21 protein-coding genes and 1 pseudogene are annotated in these 24,292 nt (G+C 39.5%); 11 read left to right on the top strand and 11 right to left on the bottom strand.

Annotated elements, in window-relative coordinates:
- Positions 1–111: pseudogene (locus tag POV26_RS11435) on the top strand (IS982 family transposase); the annotation flags it as partial.
- 146 nt (positions 112–257) lie between these two features.
- Positions 258–1,397 (top strand): glycosyltransferase family protein, encoded by a 1,140-nt coding sequence (locus POV26_RS11430; protein ID WP_272856606.1) that lies wholly within the window; start codon positions 258–260, stop codon positions 1,395–1,397.
- Here the strand turns inward: POV26_RS11430 and POV26_RS11425 are convergent.
- The 10 genes from POV26_RS11425 to typA all read right to left on the bottom strand — a co-directional run bounded on the left by POV26_RS11425 (position 1,394) and on the right by typA (position 13,921).
- Positions 1,394–2,377 (bottom strand): hypothetical protein, encoded by a 984-nt coding sequence (locus POV26_RS11425; protein WP_272856605.1) that lies wholly within the window; start codon positions 2,375–2,377, stop codon positions 1,394–1,396. The two genes, POV26_RS11430 and POV26_RS11425, sit on opposite strands and share 4 nt — an antisense overlap.
- 137 nt (positions 2,378–2,514) lie before the next feature.
- Positions 2,515–3,804, bottom strand: coding sequence for an O-antigen translocase (locus POV26_RS11420; RefSeq protein ID WP_272856604.1), 1,290 nt, complete (start codon positions 3,802–3,804; stop codon positions 2,515–2,517).
- On the bottom strand, positions 3,805–4,905 hold the full coding sequence (locus POV26_RS11415; protein ID WP_272856603.1) for a DegT/DnrJ/EryC1/StrS family aminotransferase: 1,101 nt from the start codon (positions 4,903–4,905) through the stop codon (positions 3,805–3,807).
- Positions 4,902–5,882 carry a GNAT family N-acetyltransferase gene (locus tag POV26_RS11410; RefSeq protein ID WP_272856602.1) on the bottom strand — a complete coding sequence of 327 codons (981 nt, stop codon included), beginning with the start codon at positions 5,880–5,882 and terminating at the stop codon, positions 4,902–4,904. Before POV26_RS11410 ends, POV26_RS11415 begins: the two co-directional genes overlap by 4 nt.
- A gap of 17 nt (positions 5,883–5,899) precedes the next feature.
- A complete protein-coding gene (locus tag POV26_RS11405; protein WP_272856601.1) occupies positions 5,900–7,351 on the bottom strand; it encodes a sulfatase-like hydrolase/transferase in 1,452 nt (483 codons plus the stop codon).
- Between the two features lie 15 nt (positions 7,352–7,366).
- Positions 7,367–8,854, bottom strand: coding sequence for a sulfatase-like hydrolase/transferase (locus POV26_RS11400; protein ID WP_272856600.1), 1,488 nt, complete (start codon positions 8,852–8,854; stop codon positions 7,367–7,369).
- Positions 8,854–10,341: a sulfatase-like hydrolase/transferase gene (locus tag POV26_RS11395; protein WP_272856599.1), complete on the bottom strand. Its 1,488-nt coding sequence runs from the start codon at positions 10,339–10,341 to the stop codon at positions 8,854–8,856. Before POV26_RS11395 ends, POV26_RS11400 begins: the two co-directional genes overlap by 1 nt.
- The gene (locus tag POV26_RS11390) at positions 10,331–11,725 is read right to left on the bottom strand and encodes a class I SAM-dependent methyltransferase (RefSeq protein ID WP_272856598.1); all 1,395 of its coding nucleotides are present in this window, start codon (positions 11,723–11,725) and stop codon (positions 10,331–10,333) included. Before POV26_RS11390 ends, POV26_RS11395 begins: the two co-directional genes overlap by 11 nt.
- Positions 11,709–11,912, bottom strand: coding sequence for a hypothetical protein (locus POV26_RS11385; RefSeq protein WP_272856597.1), 204 nt, complete (start codon positions 11,910–11,912; stop codon positions 11,709–11,711). The genes POV26_RS11390 and POV26_RS11385 overlap by 17 nt, the downstream gene beginning before the upstream one ends.
- A gap of 215 nt (positions 11,913–12,127) precedes the next feature.
- The gene (typA, locus tag POV26_RS11380) at positions 12,128–13,921 is read right to left on the bottom strand and encodes a translational GTPase TypA (protein WP_272856596.1); all 1,794 of its coding nucleotides are present in this window, start codon (positions 13,919–13,921) and stop codon (positions 12,128–12,130) included.
- Between the two features lie 205 nt (positions 13,922–14,126).
- Between typA and POV26_RS11375 the strand changes: the two genes are divergently transcribed.
- Together POV26_RS11375 and kdsA are read left to right on the top strand one after the other, a co-directional pair.
- The gene (locus POV26_RS11375) at positions 14,127–15,515 is read left to right on the top strand and encodes a T9SS type A sorting domain-containing protein (RefSeq protein ID WP_272856595.1); all 1,389 of its coding nucleotides are present in this window, start codon (positions 14,127–14,129) and stop codon (positions 15,513–15,515) included.
- 82 nt (positions 15,516–15,597) lie between these two features.
- Positions 15,598–16,416: a 3-deoxy-8-phosphooctulonate synthase gene (kdsA, locus tag POV26_RS11370; protein WP_272856594.1), complete on the top strand. Its 819-nt coding sequence runs from the start codon at positions 15,598–15,600 to the stop codon at positions 16,414–16,416.
- On the opposite strand, the gene POV26_RS11365 is transcribed toward kdsA, so the two are convergent.
- Complete coding sequence (locus tag POV26_RS11365) at positions 16,407–16,766, bottom strand: DUF1801 domain-containing protein (RefSeq protein ID WP_272856593.1); 360 nt, start codon at positions 16,764–16,766, stop codon at positions 16,407–16,409. The genes kdsA and POV26_RS11365 overlap by 10 nt on opposite strands.
- A 285-nt stretch (positions 16,767–17,051) precedes the next feature.
- Between POV26_RS11365 and POV26_RS11360 the strand changes: the two genes are divergently transcribed.
- The 7 genes from POV26_RS11360 (at position 17,052) to POV26_RS11330 (ending at position 24,290) form a co-directional block, all read left to right on the top strand.
- Positions 17,052–17,267: a hypothetical protein gene (locus tag POV26_RS11360; RefSeq protein WP_272856592.1), complete on the top strand. Its 216-nt coding sequence runs from the start codon at positions 17,052–17,054 to the stop codon at positions 17,265–17,267.
- 193 nt (positions 17,268–17,460) lie between these two features.
- A complete protein-coding gene (locus POV26_RS11355) occupies positions 17,461–18,069 on the top strand; it encodes a hypothetical protein (protein WP_272856591.1) in 609 nt (202 codons plus the stop codon).
- A 2-nt stretch (positions 18,070–18,071) separates the two neighbouring features.
- Positions 18,072–18,374: a winged helix-turn-helix domain-containing protein gene (locus POV26_RS11350; protein ID WP_272856590.1), complete on the top strand. Its 303-nt coding sequence runs from the start codon at positions 18,072–18,074 to the stop codon at positions 18,372–18,374.
- Positions 18,375–18,503: 129 nt separating this feature from the next.
- The gene (gene creD, locus POV26_RS11345) at positions 18,504–19,853 is read left to right on the top strand and encodes a cell envelope integrity protein CreD (RefSeq protein WP_272856589.1); all 1,350 of its coding nucleotides are present in this window, start codon (positions 18,504–18,506) and stop codon (positions 19,851–19,853) included.
- Positions 19,854–19,911: 58 nt separating this feature from the next.
- A complete protein-coding gene (locus POV26_RS11340) occupies positions 19,912–20,304 on the top strand; it encodes a ribosomal maturation YjgA family protein (RefSeq protein WP_272856588.1) in 393 nt (130 codons plus the stop codon).
- Positions 20,305–20,347: 43 nt separating this feature from the next.
- A complete protein-coding gene (locus POV26_RS11335; protein ID WP_272856587.1) occupies positions 20,348–22,321 on the top strand; it encodes a hypothetical protein in 1,974 nt (657 codons plus the stop codon).
- 1 nt (position 22,322) lies between these two features.
- Positions 22,323–24,290 (top strand): transglutaminase family protein, encoded by a 1,968-nt coding sequence (locus tag POV26_RS11330; RefSeq protein ID WP_272856586.1) that lies wholly within the window; start codon positions 22,323–22,325, stop codon positions 24,288–24,290.
- The last annotated feature ends 2 nt before the right edge of the window (positions 24,291–24,292 follow it).

Raw genomic sequence — 24,292 nt, 5'->3', positions numbered from 1 at the left:
GGATTCAAAACAAGGATAATCTCAAAGATAACGGCACTTACAGCTATTCAATATATCAACAAGTTTATCTTTGGCAGAAACATCAACAATATTAAAATCAGCATTATTTAAAATGCACAACGGGTTAAGAGTACTATTATTTGCTGGATGTGTAAAAATTAACCACAAAGATCACAAAGATTTTATACAAAGTTCCCGGAGCATCCTTTGTGAACTTTGTGTCTTTGCTTGGTGTACTTTGTGGTAAAAAAGAAAATATGAAAATACTTTTGGTGGGCGAATACAGCAGGTTGCACAATTCCTTAAAAGAGGGATTGCAAGCGCTTGGCCACGAAGTAACGCTGGTTTCAACGGGGGATGAATTTAAAAACTTTCCGTCGGACGTACTTTTAAAGCGAAAATACAATTCGGGAATTGCCCAAAACCTAAAGGTTGGACTGTATAATCTTTTTGGTTTGGATATTTCTTCCCTTTCCTTAAAAAATCAGTTTTTTAAGCAGAAAGAAAAATTCAACGGTTTTGATGTTGTTCAATTGATAAACGAAAGCCCGCTTGGTCTTTTGCCGAAATATGAAAAGGAAATCATTTCCTTTTTAAGGAAAAACAACGCAAAACTCTTTCTGCTTTCCTGCGGCACGGATTATACGAGCGTGAAATACGCTTATGAAAAAAAGTTCCGGCACTCCATTTTCAATCCGCTTTTTGAGGGGAAAATTTCAGAAAAAGCGTTTTTCCCCGCGTTGAAATATTTAAAACCTGAATACAAAGATCTGCACGATTTTGTTTTTGAAAAAGTGGACGGTGTAATTGCTTCCGATTTGGATTATGACATACCGCTCCTCGGAAATAAGAAATATTTGGGACTCATTCCAAACCCCGTAAATACTGAAAAGTTGAAGTTTGAACCTTTGGTTTCGGCAGAAAAAGTTATCATTTTTCATGGAATCAATCGGGCGAATTATTTCAAAAAGGGAAACGATTATTTTGAAGCGGCACTAAAAAAACTTCAGCAGCAATTTCCCACAAAAGTGGAAGTGATTACCGTGGAAAATATTCCGTATTCCGAATATATCGAGAAGTACAATTTGGCACACATACTCTTGGACCAAGTGTTTGCATACGATCAAGGTTACAACGCCTTGGAGGCGATGGCAAAGGGAAAAGTTGTTTTTACCGGCGCTGAAACGGAGTTTTTGGAGCATTATAATTTAAAGGAAGATGAAGTGTGCATCAACGCCCTTCCCGATGTGGATTATGTATTCCAAAAAATGGAAGACTTGGTTTTGAATCCCGAAAAACTGCAGGCCATTTCAAAAAATGCACGGGCGTTTATTGAGCGGGAACACCATTATATTTCAATCGCCAAGAAATATTTGGAGGTTTGGGATACTAATTAAAATGGCAAATCGATTGCTTCCGGTTTTATAAAATCCTTCGAATACGGGTTTTCCAAAAAACTGAGTGGGGGTTTTTGAAATCGCAGAATATCTTCCCGCTCAATCCCATACACGCTCCAATAATTGGCGAGCAGCTGGGCAAAAATATCCTCGTCCCAAAACCCGAAAATAGGCTTGCTTCCCTTTTTTTCAACAGGAATTGCTTCTATGGTAATTGCATTTTCCTTCCTTTCAATTTTATATTCAGGTTTATACTGCAAAATATAATCGGAATAATGGAACCGGGCGTACAGTTCCTCAAACTGGATGGGGTGAAGCACGTGGCCTTTCATTTTATCGAGCAGGTCTTTTTGCTTTTCGGCAATTATACCATTGTCCTGTAAGCACGCAACAAAGCCAAAACCGTTCACCCCAAACGAAAATAGCAGGTTGATGGCATCATCGCGATAGCTGAAAATATCGGCCGAATATTTCAGGGGAAACACCACTATGCTCCACGGCCTTTTTCCAACGAAAGAAACCGGTTCAACAATGGATTGGAGCATCAAATGGAAATTCCCGAACCGTTGCTTCAACTGTGGCGAAAGGGCAAACTCCTCCCCTTGCCGCAGCAATCGGTCGCGTTCGTACCGCATTTCATAATAAAGCAGGCCGTACAGCATCCTGCCCGTCCATTGAAAGAGAAGCAGTTCGTCCAGCGCGGCCATTCCCTCGTAGCCTTTTTTGTAGGCGGCCTGAATTTTTTCATCCAGTGCGTCGAAGGCATTTTTTACCTCTGGGGAACAGGGCAGTTGCAAATCGGCATATACGTAGGTTTTCTGCTTGTCCATCATTTCGATGCGCTCGTCGCCAAACTTAAATTTGTCCATCAACCATTGCGGAAAAACGGGCATTTTCTCGGTTGTGAGCGCCCCGGAAAGAAAGCAGAAATGTTCATCAAAAATTAAATCTTCAAAGGGATTGTATAGGGAAAGTGGCATAACTATAAAAGAAAAAGACGCTGTGATTTTTTTGCAAAGATAGCCATAAACTATCGTTTGCCCTGCCCAATTTCACAACAGATCGCTGCGGAAATCCAATAGATGAAACCATTTGAAAAGCTGATTGCTTTAAGCAATTATTCACCTGTTTTGCGCTGCTTTCTAAAATAGCGGAACACGAGGTAAAAAACGACGAAAAAGTAAACCACATATCTTAAAAAATGGGCCATTACCACGCCTTCCACGCCGTAGATTCCGGCGAAATAATAGGAGAAACCGTAAAAAAGCACAAGCGACAACACCTCTGAAAAGATAAAATTGCGAACCATTTTTTTAGCTAAAAACTGGTATCCCAAAACAATGGCCGCCAAGCGCACAAAATCGCCCATAAGCTGCCATTTAAACAATGGTTCCATCCCGTGAAAATCTGGATAAATTATTAGGATTACGTATTCCCTAAAAAAATAAATAAGCAACATCCCCACTCCAAAAAGCGGCAATAAGGTTTTGTAAATATTGAATAGTTCTGCTTTAAAATCAGTTTTATTGTGTATTCCAGCAAACTTTGGAAGCACGTACAAAGTAAAAATGGCACTGGAAAAAACCATATAGTTTTTGGAAATATTGGTCATCGCCGTCCAAATTCCGGCATCGGCCATGGTAATTCGGTTTTGGATCATTACACGAACATCAATTTCAACATAATTCAACAACACAGTAGAGAAAAAGGACATAAGTGAAAAAGCCAAAAGTCCGTTGGCCATAGGCATTTTGAAGGTGAGTTTTGAAAACTGTACATACTCCCGAAGTACTTTTATAAAGATAAATAGGAGCACAAAAAATTGCAGGGCGGGAGTTATTGCAATTGCCACAAGTGCCCCGTCAATATTATTTGTGAGCAGCAGAACCACGGTAAGGATTGCACTCAAAATGTAACTGAAGAGGTCAATCCCCGCCAGTTTTTTGTAAAGTGAAAGCCCATTGACAATACCGTTAAACACACGGTACATGCTTATAAACGGCACTATTACCGCCAATAATTTTATAAGGTAAATATAATCGGGAGCGTCAAAAATAGTCGTGCTTAAGTAACCCGCACCAAAAAATAAGACCAAGGAAACAGCAATGCTTCCAAAAACCGTAAATACCAAAGTGGTGGAGAACAGTTTTTGTAGCTGCTCCTTATCATCCTTGTATTCCGCCACATATTTTACAACCCCACTGAAAATACCTACGGAAGCAAAAGAGCTGAGCATTTCCAATAGGTTGCGTAATGAACCGATTTTTGCAATACCTGCTTCCCCAACAATCTCAGCTAACAATCGCTGAATAAATAAGGAAATAACCAGCCGAACGCCAATAACGCCAGCATTTAAGGAAGTCATCTTCAGCAATAAATTTTCTTTTATGAATTGGGGAACTTTCAATTAATAGCTGTTTAATGTTGAAATAACTTCACTCACCTCTTCTTCAGTCATTTTAGGACTCATTGGAATACTTATAACTTCGTTGTGTATTTTTTCAGTATTTGGAAAACTTAAATGCGAAAATTCTGAAAGTGCTTGCTGCTTGTGCGGCGGAATGGGGTAATGTATCAAATGGCCAATTCCGTTTCGGTCTAAATGGTCGATAAACGTATTTCTATTTTTTACGCGGACCACAAAAAGGTGGAACACGTGATTTTCACTGCCGTCATAAGCGGGAAGAGTTATTTTATCATTTTTAATTTCCGAAATATACTTTTGGGCAATTGCTCTCCGAATTTCATTATCGGCATCCAAAGATGGCAGTTTTACATTTAAAAATGCCGCTTGCAGTTCGTCGAGCCTTGAATTGAATCCCAAAAGCTCGTTTACATATTTTGTGGAAGTTCCGTAATTTCGAAGTTTTCCAATTACTTCCGCTAAGGCATCATCACTTGTGGTAACCGCTCCCCCATCGCCTAAAGCTCCTAAATTTTTTGTGGGATAAAAACTGAAACCTGCCGCCTGGCCAAGATTTCCGGCGTGCTTTCCATCTTTTGTTTTTGCGCCGTGGGCTTGGGCTGCATCTTCAATAACGAGTAGATTGTTTTCTTTTGAAATCTTTAAAATTTCTTCCATTGGTGAAAGCTGCCCGTAGAGATGGACCGGCATTATTGCTTTTGTTCTTGCGGAAATGGCGTTTTTAAGCGATTCGAGGTCGAAGTTATAACTTTTTAAATCGGCCTCCACCAAAACAGGTTTTAAATCAGCTTGTTTTATAGCCAAAATCGTGGCGATATACGTATTTGAAGCCACCAAAACTTCATCGTTTTCTTTCAGTTTTCCGAGTATTTTGTAGCCTTCCAATATCAGTCGAAGGGCATCAAGGCCATTGCCTACGCCAATGCAATGGGTTGTGCCGCAATACTTGGCAAAATTTGCCTCGAACAATTTTACTTGATTTCCCAAAATGTAATAGCCCGAATCCAAAAACTGCCGGAAGCCGTTTTTAAATTCCGCTTCAAAACGCTGGTTGATGGCTTTAAGATCTAAAAACGGAATCATATAAAAATATCGTTTAAAAAGTGGTGGTTCTCGGTTTTGATTTCATAAAAATCATGCGCGATACTTCTACCGCCAAAGGTTTCTTTCCAATGAAGAAGCCCTTTGTTTACCTTCATTCCCTGGGCTTCGTTGCTTATTCCAAAATCGAAATATTTTTTATGTGAAAAATGCTGCAACAAATAATGGAACAGAAAATCCAAACCGCCACTCTGCCGGCCTTCTTCGTTTGCCGAAATATATTGGGCGTGCGCTACCATAGCAGCTTCAAAAATTGTTGCTCCAGCTACTATTTGGCCGTTTTTATAAACATTGAATTGTTTGATGTTTTTGGGAAAACGGGATTGCAAGAGTTCAATTTCTTCCAAGGAATGAACAGGTTTTTGATTGTGGACTTGTTTTAAATTGGGTTCCAAGACCCCGTTCCAAAACAATTTGAAGTTTGTTTCTTCCTTTATTTGCAATTCGTTTTTGTTGCCTTTTTTAATTCCGCGTAAGCGATTTGAAGAAGTTATCCTTAAAGCGTTTTCATTCAAAACACAGCTTGTAATATCCCTTCGGATTAATGAGGCTTTTACGAGAAACAGCAAATAATCAATCGCATCACTTGGCAAGTGATGGTATATTTTGGGGAGCAGTTTCAATTTTAAAACCTCAATCCCCTCGGTTTTCAAAAAGAGCAGCAGGTTTTTAAAAATATGGAATGTTTCTTCGAAAGTAGCTTTCTTTCGCAAAACCAAACCGCCGTAGCTAAGGCCTTGATGGGAATGCAATTCAGTATTTGAAATATTCGCAGGAAGTACCGCAACCAACTTTTCATCTTTATAAATTAAAAGTGAATGGTCCGTGAACCTATGGGAATGGTAGTCCATAAAATCGCGGTGAAACAAAAACGTAGCATTTTTTGCATCTTTTACAAAGCTGTCCCACAAAGATTTTTGTGATGATTGGTATTTTTTTATTTCGTAATTGTCCTCCAATACTTTTTAGTTTCAGTTTAGTTTGATATTACTTTCCCCCTGTCATCAACAACAGCGCGCACCGATTTTGAAAAAGTGCCGTTCTGCAGATTATAACTCGAATCGTCCTCCAAATATTTCAAGTATTCGGGATTTTCGCTTAAAACGGAAAACAGAACGCGGAAAATATTCACGTTACTTTTCAGCTCAGCATCCATTCCTTCCTTTAAATTACCGTTCCATTTTATCGCTGCCAAGGTAGAGTAAATGGAGCGGATTTGCTGCGGATTTTTGGTTGAAAACATTTCGGGGTAACTTCCCAGGCCAACCCAACCACCGTGATCAGCTAGAATGATTACAATTGCGTTCGGATCCTTTTCAGAAATGTAATTTACTGTATTTTTCAACCAGCCATTTACTTCTTTAATCTTTTCAATGTAGGTATCTCGCTCCTCTTCTTTGGAAGCAGCAAAATGTATGTGATGTGGCAGCAATTTTTCAACAAAATAAAATCGTGGACCATTTACAGTAACCGTATCCATAGCCGCTTTTAGGTCCTCAAAAACTACTTTTTTCACATTATTATCATTACTGAAATATGGGATTTCATCAGGATCCAAATTGTAATAATCATATTGCTGTTGTGGTCGGTTCTGTTGAAAATATTCATCCTGAACGATAAAGAAATTTTTGTAGCCATTGTTTCTCAAAGTTGTAATAGCGGCATTGTTTCCCGCAATTATATCACGTGCATTCGGCATATCAATTGAAGGAAAAAGTACCTTTCCAAACCGATGCTGTTTCATTGAAAACATGGAAGAATTAGAGGTCAAGCTCGCTGGATAATTGCTTCGAAAATTGTCGTAAACTTTAAATCCGTTTGTTTCCAACCACCCATACAAAGGGTTGTTGAAACGGTACAGGTCGCTTTCCATCATATCCTTCCCCACATAGCCGTCAGGCTGTATCATATAAATGTTTGGGGTGGTTTTGAACTTGGCATTTTCTATTGAATCCGGAAGCGTGGTCCATTCCATTTTCTGTTCGTGTTCCACGATTTTTATGACGCAATTCACCGTTGGAAGGATACTCATCAAAAGGATAATAATAAGTAGTTTTTTAAAATGGGCATGCAATTTCCAAGCTGCCAAAACCGAAATGATGAGTAAGCCCAATAGCATTTTCTTCTTAATTGTGAGATACATGGCCTGAGACATCAGCGTTGCCACGGTCATAATTATCAATACGAAAAGAATATGTGGTTTGTATTTTGAAAGCGGTTCAGAATATTTAAAAGCTAAAGAAGCAAGACTAAAAACTGCGATTGGAATTCCGATAAAAAACAACAAGAAAAATCCTAAATGCTCCCAGGAGTTGATCGCTGAAAAGTTGTTTGAAAAATAAAAAACTAAAGGATAGAACCCAACAATCAAGCCCGTTAGCAACGGATTTAAACTTTCTTTAAAATATTTTGTGAAGAAATTACTCATTCAATTTTTAAGAAATTACATTTTTTTGAAGACAATATTTCCATCATCGTCAATGTATTCATAAACGCCCGGTTCGGCCCCTTCTTTTATAATAAGATAGCTGCCATCCGCTTCCAAATGTTGCAAATATTTATTGTCTTCTCCCAAATAGGAAAACAAAATTCTGAAAACATTTATGCAACTCTTCAAATTTGAATCTATTTCAGGAGCTTCGCCGTTTGGCCAACGTATAGACAGCATTGCTCCAAAAGTAGTATAAATAATCTCGGGATCTGAGGTTTTGGTGTAAACTTGGCGTGTATAATCCAACCCAACGAAACCTCCATGATCGGCCATTATAATAATCAAGGCCCCGGGATCCTTCTTAATAATTAGATTGACCATTTTTTCAATCTTTGCATTTGCAATCTCCAATTTTTTGAGCCACTGCTCCCGTTCTGCTACCTTTCCTTTTGAAGCTTCCTTGGTCGTAGAAATATGGCTAGGTTCAAAAATTTCAATGAAAAAGAAATTTCCATCATCATTTTTAGAAGTAATTGCGTTTTCCAAATCTAAATACGTATCCCGTTCTACATTAAAGCCAGTTGTTATAAAAGGAATCTCGCTATATTTAAAATTGGTATAATCAAAGCCTATCTTGGGTCTGTTGACCATTAAATATGGATGCTCGGTGATGAAGTGCGTTTTATAACCATTGGTTTTGAAAATGGAAAGGACTGGATTATCAGAAATTATATTCTTCCTTGCATTTAACATTTCAGAATAATCCTTTCCATTATTGTAATAATGGTGCTTCATCATAAACGTTGCGCTGTTGGAAGTGATGGTCGTGATGTAATTACTTCGGAAATCTGGGTAATTTTTAAAATTTCTTTCGGCCAAAAAAGTATCAAAATCTGAATTATCAACTTTGTAAAAATCACTTTTCAGTTCTGAAAAACTTGGGTAACCATCTGGCTGGATGTAGTAAATGTTAGGTTTTTTCTGAAATACAACTTCTTCAATATTGTCTGGTTGCTGCATCCAATCTGAAGAATAATTCAAATATTTCATCAGCATTGGGACCAAACCTATAAACCCAATAACAGCTAAAATGAGCTGCAACGCAATCCATTTTTTGAAATGTTTATATAAGAAATAAGCTATCAGCGCGGAAACAATAAAAATTCCCAGAATAATTTTTCGCTGAATATCTGCGTATAAAATGATTTTGATGTAAAACAAAAACATAAAAACGCTGAAAAAAGGAAGTAAATATTTTCCCCATTTTGAAGCGAATGATTGCGTTGAAATCCATTTCAACAATGAAAAGAATAAAATGGGAAGCGCTATAAATAACAATAAAAAATACCTAAATTGTTCCCAAGAATTTATCATTCCAAAATTGCGGGAATAATAGAAAACCAAGGGATAAAGCCCTACGCCAAGCGCAATAATCAGCGGATTTTCGGAGACACTTCCGAAGAACTTTTTAAATCCTCTTTTTGGTTGTTTAGGCTTCATTAAAATTTCTTAAAAACCACATCCCCCTGGTCATTTATATATTCATAAACCCCCTGCGGAGCATCAAAATTGATGATTATATAACTTTCATCGGGCTGTAAATTTGCAAGATACGAATCATCTTCGCTTAAATAAGAAGTCAAAATACGGAACAAATTTACAGAAGTTTTCAGCTTATTGTCAAATGCCGGGGCTTCCCCGTTGGGCCAATGAATGGCAAGAATGGTGCTGAAAATGGAGTTTACAAAATCTGGATCCGTATTTTTTGTGTAAGATTCACTCGTGTTGGTCATCCCCACAAATCCTCCGTGGTCTGCCATTAGTATTATTAAGGCTTCGGGATCGTTTGCCAGAATGGTCTTGGTGAGCTCGGTAAGTTTTTTGTTGGCTTCCCTTAAACTTTCAATATAGTGTTCCCGCTCGCCTTCCACGCCTTTTGAATCGGCCATTTTATTGGTAATATGGCCAGGGTTGAAAATTTCCACAAAAAAGAAATTGGGCCCCTCGGGATAGGTTTCCAAATAATTTTTAAAGGGCGCAATTACATCTTTCGGATCTCCAATCCCCGTAGTTACAAAACTGATTTCCTCAGTTGAGAAATTGCAGAAATCATACCCCATTTTGGGTTTGTTTGTCATAAAATACGGCTGTTCCGTGAGGAAAAATGTGCGATAGCCATTGTTTTTCAAAATGCGGAGCACGCTGTTGTCGGAAACAATTACGTTGCGCGCATCAATGGTTTCGGTAAAATCTGACCCGTTGTTGTAATAATGATGCTTCATCATAAACACTGCGCTATTGGTGGGCAATGTTGCTGCGTAATTGCTTCGGAAATTGGGATAGTCCTTAAAATTGTTTTCTTTTAAAAAATTTTCAAATTCCGCATTTTCAATGTTGTAATTTCCTTTTTTCAGTTCCGAGAAATTTACATAACCATCGGGCTGGATGTAATAGATGTTTGGTTTCTTTTTAAAAGTGGCGGCCTCAATATTGTCCGGCTGCTCCATCCATTCCTTGGAATAATTGAGCTGTTTTATAACTACGGGCACTAAAGTGAAAACACCGATCACCGCCAAAATCAACTGAAAAACAATTATTTTTTTGAAAAACTTACGAAGCAAAACCGTTAGCAAAACCGCTATTCCGAAAACAACGAGCGTCCGCATCCAGCTAAATCCGGCATAGAGCGCTACATTCAAATAAGAAAAGAAAAAGAAAAAGTTCAAAAACGGAAGTACGAAAGGTTGCAATTTTTTAAGAAAGCTAACTCCCGAAATTTTATGGGCTACAAAAAATACAACAAGGGGCAGCAACAAAAATATGGATACAAAATACCCGAGATGGCCCCAGGAATTTATCATTTTGTAATTGTTCGTGTAATAAAACAGCAGCGGATAAAGACCCGCCGCAACAGCCGTAAGCAAAGGATAGGCTTTCCCGTTGTTCAAAAAAACCGAGAAAAAACCCCGCTTTTTTTTAGGCTCCATTGTTTTTGTTTTTCAGGAGGTATAAAATGCGTTTAGTGCCTTTTACAACCTCCTTTTTTTCAAGGGTAAAATATTGTAGATACCCTTTTTCAAATTCCGTTTCGTTATAAAAATCGAAATGGTTTATGAATTCGCGCTTGCGGACCAATAGCGACTGCGCCCAGGAATCCTCACGGGTGGGAAATTCTATGATAAGGTTTTTTGAAAAAGAAGCGAAAAACGAAGCCGATTTTTCAAAAGGAACATTTCCCGAAAGGGTAATATGGTGAATTAAAGCCAAGGCCATCGTAACATCCGGCGCATACTCCGCCAAACGCTCAATTAGAGAGTTTCGTTCTGTGTTGTTAAAACCGATGCCCGGCGCAGGCTGCAGTACATCACACACAAAGGGAAGCATATTGGTTTCCTTGTTTTGCTGGAGTTGTTTGTAGTTATAATCAACCGCATTGCTGTCAATATCCGTAACGATGATGTGCGGCACTGAATCTATCACCGTTCGTGCGAAGGTACCATCGTTACCGCCCACGTCAATCAATTTTTGTGGAGCCAATGGTTTTATCCATTCCTTTATCAGGTTTTTTTTGGCTTCAAAAGCGGCTTCGTCATAATTGGTTTTATCGTAATAATTGCCCCACTCGCTGGCTTCTTTTAGCGTCAAATCTTTTATATAATCAAAAAGACTTTCCAAAATGTTTTCCTGTGCTTTTTTTGAAAGGGTCGCAATTTTGGTTTCGGCTTTGTAATCTTCACTGTGCTTGCTTTCCATTTTGGCGAGCAAGTGAATGTTTGGATAAATTACTGAACTAAGTTTGGTACGCGTTGGCAACAAAGAGGAAATCAATTTCACGGGTATGCCATCAATGTGCGTTTGCATCATTTTGAAAACTTCGGTGCCGTGATATTTCGCCAAAACCAAAGGCCCAAAAAAGTGCGTAATGAATTGTTTGTAGGCGCGCCACGGCGTTCCTTCTTCGTAAAAATCGAAAGAAAGCGTGTCTATAAAAATTGGTTTCCCTTTGTGAAATGTTACGTTGTAAGCAGAGGCATCCTTCAAAATAAATCCTTTTGAAAGAGCATATTTTTGGATTTTCAACGTGTGGAGCGCGGCGTGTTTGTACTGCTCAAAGCTCCATTCATACGGATTTGTGATGAAGGGAATTTCTTCCGGGGTAATGATTATTTCTTCCGAAGCAACCGAAGTTTCCTCGTGCGGAATAAGCAACCCATTTGAAATGAGATTTTTGAAAAACCCGCTTTCCTTCAGTTCGTTGTATTGCGGAAAATAGATAGGTTTAATGGCCCTTCGCAGGATTTTTCCATCATAGAAAATATAACCCGAAGGGTCGCGGAACGAGGCTTGGTGTGCGTCAATTTTTTTTGTCATCTGTATGGGTGTCTTCCTCTTCAACGTCAATTGAATCGTAAGTATCTTCCTCTTCTTTTACCAATCCGAAAAAAGATTTCACCTTATACATAACGTTTTTTGAAAAAAGCAAAATGCCAGCCGCCGCCGCCACTACCGCCTGTACTATCATAGCTCCCAGCCCTGGATCGAAATAAAGAAAATGCATACCTATTGTTTTATACTATGTTTGCCTTTCGGCGACAACAAATTAACTAAAAATCGCCGAGTTTATTGAGTTGAACACGGATTATATTTTAAAAATCGACTTAGGACTTAAGGCTATTCTATTTTAGTGAATTCGTCACAACACCTAACACTTAACCCTTAACCCTTAACTCTTAACTCTTAACTCTTAACTCTTAACGCTTAACGCTTAACGCCTTATATCTTATTCCGCTTTCGGTCCACTTCCTTCAAATATATTTTTCGAAGTCTTAAGTGGTTTGGTGTAACCTCAACATATTCATCCTTTTGGATGTATTCCAAGGCTTCTTCCAACGAAAATTTGATAGCTGGAATAATACGTGCCTTATCGTCAGCGCCCGAAGAACGTACATTTGAAAGTTTTTTGGTCTTTGTGATGTTAACAACCATATCATCCTGACGTGTGTTTTCTCCAATAACCTGTCCTTCGTATATTTCTTCATTCGGATTAACGAAAAAGCGGCCACGATCCTGTAATTTATCGATAGAATAAGGAATTGCCGTACCGGTTTCCATAGAGACCAAACTTCCGTTCTGTCTTTCCGGGATGCCGCCTTTCAAGGGTTGGTATTCCAAGAAACGATGTGTCATAATGGCCTCTCCGGCAGTTGCGGTAAGCAGTTGGTTACGCAGCCCAATAATTCCACGGGAAGGAATGATGAATTTACAGACCATTCGCTCACCCTTGCCTTCCATACTTATCATTTCGCCTTTACGGATGGTAACCATATTGATGGCGGTTCCGCTTACATCTTCTGGCAAATCAATTGTCATTTCTTCAACCGGCTCACATTTCACGCCGTCAATTTCTTTGATGATAACCTGTGGTTGCCCAATTTGAAGTTCATAGCCTTCACGGCGCATGGTTTCAATTAAAACCGAAAGGTGCAAAACCCCGCGGCCGAAGACCATAAATTTATCGGCACTGTCCGTTGGTTGCATGCGCAATGCAAGGTTTTTTTCAAGTTCCTTTTCCAGGCGCTCCTTAATATGGCGCGAAGTAACAAATTTCCCGTCTTTTCCAAAGAAAGGTGAATCGTTAATTGTGAAAAGCATACTCATGGTAGGCTCATCAATTGCGATGGTTTTAAGAGCTTCCGGGTTTTCAACATCGGCAACGGTGTCGCCAATTTCAAAGCCTTCCAAGCCAACCAAGGCACAAATATCACCTGCCTGTACCTCAGCAACTTTTTTACGGCCCAAGCCTTCAAAAGTGTGAAGTTCCTTTATTTTAGATTTTACTATGGTTCCGTCGCGTTTAACCAGCGCAATTTGCATTCCTTCTTTTAACACACCTCTTTGCAAACGCCCAATGGCGATACGGCCTGTAAATGATGAAAAATCCAAGGAAGTAATCAACATCTGTACATTTCCTTCCTCAATTTTTGGGGACGGAATATGCTCCAAAACCATATCGAGCAAAGGCTCAATATTCTCGGTTTGGTTTTTCCAATCGTCGCTCATCCAGTTGTGCTTCGCAGAACCGTAAACGGTGGGAAAATCGAGCTGCCATTCTTCGGCGCCCAACTCAAACATCAAATCAAATACAGATTCGTGTACATCGTCCGGCGTACAGTTTTCCTTATCCACCTTATTGATAACAACGCAAGGTTTCAATCCAAGATTGATTGCTTTTTGAAGTACGAAACGCGTTTGTGGCATCGGTCCCTCAAAAGCATCTACCAATAGCAAAACCCCATCAGCCATGTTCAGTACGCGCTCTACTTCTCCACCAAAATCGGCGTGACCGGGCGTATCGATGATGTTTATTTTTGTGTCTTTATAGATAACCGAAACGTTTTTTGAAGTAATTGTAATACCGCGCTCGCGCTCCAAGTCGTTATTATCCAGGATAAGTTCCCCGGTATTTTCATTTTCACGAAAAATACTACAGTGGTGCATAATTTTATCAACCAGCGTGGTCTTTCCGTGGTCAACGTGGGCAATAATAGCGATGTTTTTGACTTTCATAATTTATGCCCGCGAAGGCGGGTATCTTTTAAATTTAAGCTCCCAAACTTTATTAAAATATAATGTTTTTATAGATTTCCGCTTAAGAGGGTGCAAAAGTAGTGTTTCTAAGTGGATTAGAAATAAAAGTTGTGATTTTATTTTGTCAGAAAAAAATCGGCGTACGAATCCAAAAAACAGGTATATTTACATTAAACCTACCAGCATGAAGACAAAACTACTAATCACATTATCAATCCTCTGCACTGTTTCAGTCTTTGCCCAATTTGGGTCCCAGCAGATTATTTCGACAGTTACGGAAAAGCCCTATTTATCCATTCCTTTTGATATTGACAATGATGGATTTATTGATGTTCTAACGGCAGGATTAGAAACCCATAAAATGAGTTGGTACCGAAATCTCGACGGTTTGGGAAATTTTGGTCCAGAAATCATTATTAACGAAACTCCAGTTTATTATCTGTCAATTGACTTTGTTGACTTGGATAATGACGGCGACAAAGATATTCTATATCTCAGCAATAACGCAAGATATATTGCTTGGTTAGAAAATCTTGATGGAGCGGGGAGTTTTGGACCACAACAAATTTTAGTAGTACAGGATTTTATAACCTCAGTTATTCCTATGGACATGGATAATGATGGTGATCAAGATTTGGTTGCTGCTGTGAGCAATACTTTTAGTGGTTGGATTGTGTGGTATGAAAATTTGGACGGACAGGGAACTCTTGGTGAAGAAAACTTATTAATTCAAAATGTCGATACATACTCACAAATGTCTTTGATAGATATTGATAACGATAGTAAGTTGGATATTGTGGCTATTGATGAGGTTTATAGTCAAGGCAAGATTTTTTGGTATAAAAATTTAGGCAATGCAACATTTGGTCCAATGCAGATTATATACCAATTTGTCTGGGTACAGTCTGGCGGAACGAACATTGTTGAATTTCAATATGCAGATGTGAATACCGATGGGAAAAAGGATATGGTTATAACTTCTGTAGATGATAATTCATTTACAGCAAGCTATTGGCTTGAAAACTTAGACAATCAGGGAAACTTTGGAGACCTACAGAATATAACGAATACTAATGATCAATACTTTTTCTATGATTTTGACAATGATAGCGACAATGATATGTTATTATGGAATAGATATTCAGATAAGATTTCTTGGAAACAAAATGAAGGTGATGAAGGTAATTTTGGACTGCCAATTATAATAACCACAGCAGTTGATTTTCCCACTGACGCCAAAGCCGCAGATTTTGATGGCGATGGATTGCTGGATGTTATTTCAGCATCTATTGGTGACAACAAATTAGCTTGGTATAAAAACAATACCTTGAGCATTTCAGAAAATGAAATTGCCAACTATAAGATGTATCCAAACCCAACCAGTGGAGTTCTTCATATAGAATCAACGCTTCCTATTTCTCAACTTTCTGTTTTTAATCTTTTGGGGCAAAGCATTGCAACAAAGCAAAACATCAATCAAATTGACCTTTCTAAAGCCGAAGCTGGAGTCTATCTTTTAAAGATTGAAGATGCAAACGGTAATTTAAAAACCCATAAAATTGTGAAAGAATAACTTTGAAGGAAACGTCCCCTGCATTTTCAAAGCTGATGGAAAGAAGCTTTTAACTACCTTTGCTTTAAAATAAGCTTTTACGATGCAACTGAACAAAATCCCAAAAATAAAACACACTACTTCCAACAATTTTTTCCTACTCGCAGGGCCTTGCGCCATTGAAGGCGAGGAAATGGCGATGCAGATTGCTGAAAAGATTGTGAAAATTACCGACAACCTAAAGATACCTTATATATTCAAAGGAAGTTTCAAAAAAGCAAACCGAAGCCGAATAGATAGTTTCACCGGCATTGGTGATGAAAAGGCATTGAAAATTCTCCGCAAAGTTTCCGAAACTTTTGACGTTCCCACCGTTACCGATATTCACGAAGTAAGCGATGCCACAATGGCCGCCGAATATGTAGATGTGCTGCAAATCCCGGCATTCTTGGTGCGACAAACCGATTTGGTAGTAGCGGCCGCTGAAACGGGAAAGGTGGTAAACCTGAAAAAAGGCCAATTTATGAGCCCCGAAAGCATGAAGCACGCCGTGACCAAGGTAACCGATTGCAACAACGAACAAGTACTGATTACAGATCGTGGAACCATGTTCGGTTATCAGGATATGATTGTGGATTTTCGGGGAATTCCTACAATGAAGCAATATGCCCCCGTGGTTTTGGACGTAACCCACAGTTTGCAACAGCCCAACCAAAGCGCTGGCGTTACGGGCGGTAGGCCCGAAATGATTTCAACAATTGCGAGGGCGGGAATAGCTACCGGCGCCGATGGAATTTTTATAGAAACCCATTTTGACCCTGCAAACGCAAAAAGCGATGGCGCCAATATGCTGAATTTAAACCTGCTCGAAAAATTGTTGACGGATCTTGTGGCAATTCGAAAAACCATTAATCATCTATAATACTTTCTATCCCTTATAGTGTAGGCTTCCAAAAGAACCTCCTGTAATATTTGCTGATTTATTTCTTCAAGTGTTTTGTAGCGAAGCGACTTCATATGCTTTCTTCCTTCAGAAACCAAAACTTCCGTATGTTTGGTTAAATGGGCACCGTGCCAAAATACAATATCTACGTAGTTTTTAGAAAAATTGAGATAACAAAACGGATTGTTTTCAATATAAAAGAAGGGCAGCTTCCATTTAAACATCAACGCTGTTTCAGGAATCACAGTTTCCACAGTAGCCTGTAGATGGAGGAGCATGGACCTGTATGGCTCTGGTTTCCCCAAGATATATAACGCCGCTGGATTCATAAATGTGAAGATACTAAAAAAATAAAGCGCCCTGCCATCAGTTGTTGGCAGGGCGCTTTGGCTAAAAACAAAATTTATAAAAATATGAACTGCTAACTTTCAATAAAAAAAGCTGCTCCTTTTTAGGGAGCAGCCATTAACCTCTCTACTTATAAAACTCCCCAATCAAATAAGTATTCAAATATCGGGCAAAAACCCAATACCAATCAAGAGGGAAATCCCCCAATTTTTTACAGGGTTTTTCCTGTTTTTCAATAGATTGCAAAAGAAAAAAGCCGTTCCAAAATGGAACAGCTTTTATCAATTATGGCACGATTAACTCCCCAATTAATTTGCTGTTGTAAAGATGCGAAGAACTATAAAGCCAGTCAAGAGGAAAAACCCTGTTTTTCATGGGGGATTTCCCCCTTTTTTTGTTTTTTGGTAAAAAACCTGAAATTGTTCCCTAAAATGAAAAAGGTTGCCCGTTATGGACAACCTTCCCAAATCACTATTTATTAACTCCCCAATTAATGTATAGTGGTACAAAGATGCGGCATAAAACAATACGGGTCAAGAGGGGAATCCCCCATTTTTTTACAGGGTTTTTCCTGTTTTCCAGTGTTTGTTGGTTCTAACGATTCAAAATTATTTGAATAATTAATTTGCAGGATAACTATTTTTATATTTACTTTGTTTTTCAAAGTACTTTATTATGAGTGAAAAAGATTATTTAAAAGACATCAGCGAGATAAGGAATTTAATGGACCGCTCCTCCCGGTTTATCTCGCTCAGCGGGTTATCAGGTATTTTTGCGGGAATTTATGCCATAGTTGGAGCTACGATTGCGTATGTATATCTCTTTCCAAAACCCGGAGAATATCTTACACTCCACAGTTGGAATTTCAAATTGTTACTAATCCTCTTGGCCTCTGTATTGGTGCTCAGTATAATTACCGCCTACCTTCTGACTACCCGACGGGCGAAAAGAAACAACGAAAAAATTTGGGACACCACCACCCGCCGTTTGCTGGTCAACTTTTTGATTCCCTTGGTTACCGGTGGAATTTACATCATCATAAAATTAAATAGCCAGCATTACGGGCTCACAGCTTCCCTGATGTTAATCTTTTACGGGCTTGCACTCGTAAACGCTTCAAAATATACCATTGGCAACGTAAAATATTTAGGCTACGCCGAAATAACCATTGGGCTCATCTGCGCCGCACTGCCCGGTTACGGCCTGTGGTTTTGGCTCTTGGGCTTTGGGCTTTTCCACGTTATTTACGGAAGCATTATGTACCTAAAAGAGCAAAAAAACTAAGCGTGGGGATAATTGACAACATAAACAAACTGTTCGATCACCGCATCCGGCTAGGAATTATGAGCATACTCGTGGTAAACGAGGATGCGGACTTCAACCGCCTTAAGGAATTGCTGGACGTTACCGATGGCAATCTGGCCAGCCACATAAAGGCGCTGGAACAGGCCGAATACATTTTGGTGGAAAAGAGTTTCATAGGAAGGAAACCAAATACCAGTTACAGCGCCACAAAGCTGGGTCGCACAGAATTCAAAAAACATATTGAAGCACTTGAAAACCTTATTCAAAAACCACCCATCCCCTAACCCCCCAACCCTCTAACCCCCTAAAGGGGGGGGGACAAGGCGAATAAAAGAATATTTTTTTATCAATTCACTTTGAAAAACAAAGTACTTTAAAAAACACTTAACTATTAACCTTTAACTCAAACAAAAATGGAACAGAAAAGAAGTAGATTCAGCAATTGGATGCGCAACTCAATCACGGCAAGGATGCTCGTCGTCGGGTTTTTATTATTGGTATTATTGATCCCTTTGGAATTTGTAAAATCACTGATCAACGAAAGAGCGTACAGGCAAAAGGAAGTGGTTCGGGAAATAAATGAAAAGTGGGGAAATGAAGTCCTGCTCTCCGGCCCTATCGTAAAAATTCCGTATAAGGTTATTTCCGAAGAAAAAATCTTTAATGAAAAGAGCAATTCCTATTATACCAAAACAAAGGAAAGTATTGAAAACGCTTACTTCTTTCCCGACAAACTCAACATTATATCGCAGGTTGACACAAAACCCCTAAACCGAAGTATTTACGAATCGGTGGTCTATTCCGCGGCCATTGACGTAAAAGGAAACTTCCCCATAATTGACTTTTCTGATACCGATATTGCCGACGAAAACATCCTTTGGGAAAAGGCAACCGTTCTTCTAAAAACCTCAAATCTAAAGGGAATAAAAACCACGCCGGTCGTAAATTTAGCTTCGGAAGCTCTTTCAATGACGCCACAGTATTCCACGGAATATCTGAACACCATCCAAAGCAATTACATTGCCAATGCCAAGGAAATATTTGCGGCACCGCTTCCGTTTTCCTTCGACTTAAAAATAAACGGCAGCGAAAGCCTGAAGTTTCTGCCCATAGGTAAAGAAACCGATGCCACAATGCAGTCGAACTGGCACTCCCCCAGTTTTGACGGCAACTTCCTGCCCGAGGACACCAACAAGGAAATCAGCAAAGACGGTTTTACTGCCAGTTGGCGAATTTTGCAGATAAACCGACAGTTCGAGCAATCGTTTTTTGGGCATTTGCCAGACCTTTCCGCTTCGGCATTTGGCACCAAGCTCATCATTCCCGTGGACGAATACCAAAAAAGCGAACGCACCGCCAAATACGGGTTTATGGTCGTCGGGCTAACGCTACTGGTATTTTTGTTGATACAGTTGGTAAGCAAAATCTATATCCATCCGTTTCAATATGTAATGATCGGATTGGCCTTGGTAATGTTTTATACATTGCTCATCTCCATTTCCGAACACAGCAATTTTTTCAAGGCGTACGCGATTGCAGCTATTTCGGTACTCGTATTGATAACGGTCTATTCCCGCGCCATTTTAAAAGGTTTCAAGTTTCCGTTGCTTATCTGTGCTTCGTTGGCTTCGCTATATGGTTTCATTTATGTAATCATCCAATTGGAAAATTACGCACTTTTGGTAGGAAGTATTGGCCTGTTCCTGATTTTGGCGATTGTTATGTTCGCATCGCGGCGGATTGATTGGAACAATGAGAGCTAGTTATAAACTTAATAAACCTCACAGGTTTTTGAAACCTGTGAGGTTTTAACCGTTAGTTATGGAACATTTAAAATGGAGCTATTTCAGTGCATTCCTAATCCTTCTTTTAATGGAATTTACCATCGCCTATTTCCACTTCAATCCTTTTATAAGAGGGTTTTTGGGCGACGTGCTGGTCATCTTACTATTGTATTTGTTTCTAAAAATTTTTATTAAAAACAATGTGTTCAACATTGCAATTTCGGTTTTGGGGTTTGCATTTTTGGTTGAATTGCTTCAGTTTTTAAAGCTCTCAGAAATCCTGAAAATCAAATCAAAAATACTATTGACCGTTCTCGGTTCGGTGTTTGATGTTTGGGATCTTGTGGCATACGGTATTGGATTTCTGCTTATTTTATTGTCTGAAAGAATTTTTCATAAAAATACTACTCCGTATTTTTTTAAATTTTGATATTTATTCTATTTTGCGGCAGATAAAGTCTCAGTTCCAAAATATGCTTTCCAAAAACCTCGCATTCCTATTTTTAGTATTTACATCCTTCCTATCCCATTCGCAATCTGGGCGGATTGATGAATTTGGCAAGCCAACACAGGAGGAATTAGCACTGAAAAGTTATGAAGCCGAACCAGAGGCCGCTGGGGTAGTTTTATATGAAACGGGTAATTATTATGCCGTTTCTATCATTAAAAAAACCGCCTTTAGAATGGTTTTGGAAATACACCGAAAAATAAAAGTCTTTGACGTGAAGAAATTCGGGAATTCTACCATAGAAATCCCTTATTATGTGGGAAACAAATTCTTTCCAGAAGAAGTAATAGACTATAAGGCCATAACCCATAATGGAATCTTACAGGATGCCGTCCCTAAGGAATCTTTTTATAAAGTCGAGAAATCGAAAGGAAGAGAGGCTTTGACGTTTACATTCCCAAACGTGCAGAACGGAAGTATTTTAGAATATAAATACACCTTCGTTACCCCCTATCTTTTTGACATAAAGGGCTGGGAGTTTCAGAATAACCTACCCACAATCTATAGCTTCTTCCAAACGGTTTTGCCCGTGAATATGAAATTCAATCGGGTCCTGTATGGTCCCAAAAAACTGGACCAACACAGCAACTACATTAAGAAGGATGACTTCTTGATACCTTCAAACAATGCGCATCTAGATTCTGAAGTGAATATTTATGTTATGAAGAATATTCCATCCTTTGAAGAGGAAAAGTTTATGTTATCGCGAAGTAATTATGTGTCCAGAATAGCGTATGAACCCATATCCTATAAACCCTTTCACGGGGAAGAAAAAGTGTACTCCCGTTCTTGGAAGGATGTCGATTACCGCTTTGAGAGCCGCAGCGATTTTGGGGACCAATTGAACAAAAACAGTTATTTCAGAAGAAAATTACCGAAAGAAATCCTCAATATAGAAGACGATATGGAGCGTGCAAAGGCGGTGTACGGATTCATTCAAAACAATTATACGTGGAATGGAAGTTATTTCAACTATGGAAATGAAATAAAAGATTCATTTAAGGAAAAATTGGGTAGTGTATCAGACATTAATCTTTCGCTAGTTAATGCGTTAGAGGCGGCAAATCTACACTCAAAGTCGGTTATTCTTTCTACCCGCGATAATGGTTTGCCCACAGAACTCTATCCAGTGCTGTCCCATTTTAATTACGTATTGGCGGTTTTAATGATAAACAACGAAAGAATATTACTGGATGCCACAGACAAACAAGCTCCCTTCGGCATCATTCCTTTTAGGGCGCTTAATGTGCAAGGCCGGGTTATGAATTTTAAAAACGGAAGTTACTGGATGCCCATTGAGCCTTTTGAACAAAATATACATTTCGCAAATGCACAAATAACAGCCGCTGCCGATGGAGTTTTTTCCGGGAAAGTCAGTCAGGCAAGTTATGGCTATATTGGGTTGGGAAAGAGAAATAGCATTGAAGAGGAAACCCTGCAGGAATACATAAAAACACAAGAGAAGGACGATGCAGGCATTGAGATTGAGGCATACCAAATAGAAGACCTCAACGCAATTGAGAAACCCCTCAAAGAAAATTACAGCGTGACCATTGAACCAGAAATTGTTGGCGACAAGGTGATTCTACATCCGTTTTTTAACAAAACATACATCTCCGAAAACCCCTTTAAAATGAAAGAGCGCAGCTACCCGATGGATTTTGGCTACCCTTTCACAAACACCTATTTAGTATCCATAGACCTGGGCAATACCTACCAAGTGGAGCAGCTGCCATCCAGCCGAAGTATAAAATTGCCCAATGATGACGGAGAATGCTCCGTAACCTATGTGGCAGACGGCGGCAAGATAAACATCCGCTTCAATATGAAATTGAATGCCTACCGTTTCCCCTCAGATGCATACCAATCGCTTAAAGAGTTTTTCGGCACTATGATAACCATGCTGAAGGAAGAATCAATCGTTTTAAAAAGAATATAGAATGTCCATTCAATCAATCCTCCTCTCCTGTTTTTTCCTATCCATAACTTTTTGTCACGCACAGCAACAACCGCCTCACACCTTTGGCGAGCCTTTGAAAGAGGAATTTGCGATGACCAGCTATTCGTTGGATCCCGAAGCCAGTGGCGTTGTGCTTTACGAAAGGGGAAATTACACCGTAGATGCCGCAGATGGCTACATCAGGCTTATAAAGCAGGTACACCGGAAAATCAAGGTATTTGATGCCAAAAATTTTGATTACGCCTCCTTTGAAATTCCTTATTATCGGGAGAACGAGGTGCAGGAAAACATTAAGGATTTTAAGGCTGTTACCCATAACGGCAAGTCCAAGGTGTTTGTTGGCGACAACGCAATTTTTGATATAAAGGAAGGGCAGCATTGGTCCCGAAAAAGATTCACTTTTGCAAATGTGCAGGACGGCAGTATTCTGGAATATACCTATAGCATAGAAACCCCCTATTTTTTCAATTTTGGAGGCTGGGCCTTTATGAACGATCTGCCCACCATCTATTCCGAACTGCACACGGAAATCCCAGGAAACTACAGGTACAACAGGACACTTTACGGCAACAGGAAGTTGGATGTGAACCACGCCGAAATAAAACTGAGCTGCTTCCACCTACCCGGTTTTAAGCTTGCGGCCGACTGCGAATCGGCAACCTATGCCATGAAAGCTGTGCCGGCATACAAAGAAGAAAGCCACATGCTTTCCAAAAGCAATTACATTCCCGCTATGAAATTTGAACTCCGCGATATGGTCCACTTAGATGAAAGCAAATCGGCATTTTCCCGATCCTGGGATGATGTGGACCACGAGTTTCAATATGACAAGGATTTGGGACGCCAGTTGAAATACAACAGTTATTTTAAGGACCAAATTCCTACTTCCATAACTTCAATTCCAAATGAACTGGAACGCGCCAAGGCTGTTTACTATTTTATTCAGGAAAAAATGGCTTGGAACAAGGAAACCCGCATTCTTCAGGACATTCGCGTAAAGGAAGCTTTTGAAAAGAAAACGGGAAACAGTTCAGAAATTAATCTGGGGTTGATAAACGCACTGGAGGCTGCAGGGCTCGACGCAAAAATAATGCTCATCGCCACCCGCGATAATGCCCTGCCCACAAAGCAGTATCCGGTACTTACGGATTTCAACTACGCCATTGTATTTTTGACCATCAACAACGAAAAATACCTGCTTGACGCAACTGACAAATACACACCTTTCGGGGTGTTGCCCTTTCGCGATCTGAATGTGGAAGGACGCGTTCTCGATTTCAAAAAAGGGAGCTATTGGGAACCCATTGCGCCCATTGCCAAAAACATGCACTACGCAAACATGCAACTGGCCGCCGATGCCTCCGGTTTGTTTTCAGGAAGAGTGAACGAAGTTTCAACAGGCTATATTTCCGTTTACAAACGCAAGGAATACAACGATTTCAGAAAAGATGAAATCTTAAAAAAGAAACAGAGCAGAAACGAATCCTTGGATGTTACAAACCTTACTATTGAAAACGAAAAGGATCTGGAACAACCCTATAAGGAAAGTTATGATATTTCCCTGCACGAACAGCCCGTTGGCGATAAACTCTTTCTTTATCCTTTTTTGATGCAGACCTATTTTTCTGAAAATCCCTTTACCCAAAAGACCCGGTTGTACCCCATAGACTTCGGCTTTCCCGTTATGAACAACTATTTGGTTTCCATAGCCGTGAATGACCAATATGAAATTGTGAAAGTTCCTGCGAACAAACTTTTGAAATTACCGGAGAACGATGGCGAGCTATCCGTTGTGTACGATGTTTCCGGAGGCAGGGTAAACATTCGGTTAAACGTAAAGCTGAACAATCCAAGTTTTGCTCCCGAAGCCTATAAATCGTTACAGGAGTTTTTTACTGAACTCATAAAAATACAGTCGGAAGAACCCATTGAGCTAAAAAGAATTTAAGC

This window comes from Aequorivita todarodis (assembly GCF_028561335.1).
GTDB lineage: Bacteria > Bacteroidota > Bacteroidia > Flavobacteriales > Flavobacteriaceae > Aequorivita > Aequorivita todarodis.
The sequence above is the reverse complement of the archived record's forward strand: the minus strand, read 5'-3'. Positions and strand labels throughout refer to the sequence as shown.

Bases quoted from the DNA above. Each gene is read 5' to 3' on its own strand.
- POV26_RS11415 (WP_272856603.1), bottom strand. From the start codon at position 4,905: ATGATTCCGTTTTTAGATCTTAAAGCCATCAACCAGCGTTTTGAAGCG.
- POV26_RS11365 (WP_272856593.1), bottom strand. From the start codon at position 16,766: ATGAATCCAGCGGCGTTATATATCTTGGGGAAACCAGAGCCATACAGG.
- POV26_RS11360 (WP_272856592.1), top strand. From the start codon at position 17,052: ATGGAACAGCTTTTATCAATTATGGCACGATTAACTCCCCAATTAATT.
- POV26_RS11425 (WP_272856605.1), bottom strand. From the start codon at position 2,377: ATGCCACTTTCCCTATACAATCCCTTTGAAGATTTAATTTTTGATGAA.
- POV26_RS11390 (WP_272856598.1), bottom strand. From the start codon at position 11,725: ATGACAAAAAAAATTGACGCACACCAAGCCTCGTTCCGCGACCCTTCG.
- kdsA (WP_272856594.1), top strand. From the start codon at position 15,598: ATGCAACTGAACAAAATCCCAAAAATAAAACACACTACTTCCAACAAT.
- POV26_RS11375 (WP_272856595.1), top strand. From the start codon at position 14,127: ATGAAGACAAAACTACTAATCACATTATCAATCCTCTGCACTGTTTCA.
- POV26_RS11335 (WP_272856587.1), top strand. From the start codon at position 20,348: ATGCTTTCCAAAAACCTCGCATTCCTATTTTTAGTATTTACATCCTTC.
- POV26_RS11340 (WP_272856588.1), top strand. From the start codon at position 19,912: ATGGAACATTTAAAATGGAGCTATTTCAGTGCATTCCTAATCCTTCTT.
- POV26_RS11385 (WP_272856597.1), bottom strand. From the start codon at position 11,912: ATGCATTTTCTTTATTTCGATCCAGGGCTGGGAGCTATGATAGTACAG.
- creD (WP_272856589.1), top strand. From the start codon at position 18,504: ATGGAACAGAAAAGAAGTAGATTCAGCAATTGGATGCGCAACTCAATC.
- typA (WP_272856596.1), bottom strand. From the start codon at position 13,921: ATGAAAGTCAAAAACATCGCTATTATTGCCCACGTTGACCACGGAAAG.
- POV26_RS11400 (WP_272856600.1), bottom strand. From the start codon at position 8,854: ATGAAGCCTAAACAACCAAAAAGAGGATTTAAAAAGTTCTTCGGAAGT.
- POV26_RS11330 (WP_272856586.1), top strand. From the start codon at position 22,323: ATGTCCATTCAATCAATCCTCCTCTCCTGTTTTTTCCTATCCATAACT.
- POV26_RS11405 (WP_272856601.1), bottom strand. From the start codon at position 7,351: ATGAGTAATTTCTTCACAAAATATTTTAAAGAAAGTTTAAATCCGTTG.
- POV26_RS11395 (WP_272856599.1), bottom strand. From the start codon at position 10,341: ATGGAGCCTAAAAAAAAGCGGGGTTTTTTCTCGGTTTTTTTGAACAAC.
- POV26_RS11355 (WP_272856591.1), top strand. From the start codon at position 17,461: ATGAGTGAAAAAGATTATTTAAAAGACATCAGCGAGATAAGGAATTTA.
- POV26_RS11430 (WP_272856606.1), top strand. From the start codon at position 258: ATGAAAATACTTTTGGTGGGCGAATACAGCAGGTTGCACAATTCCTTA.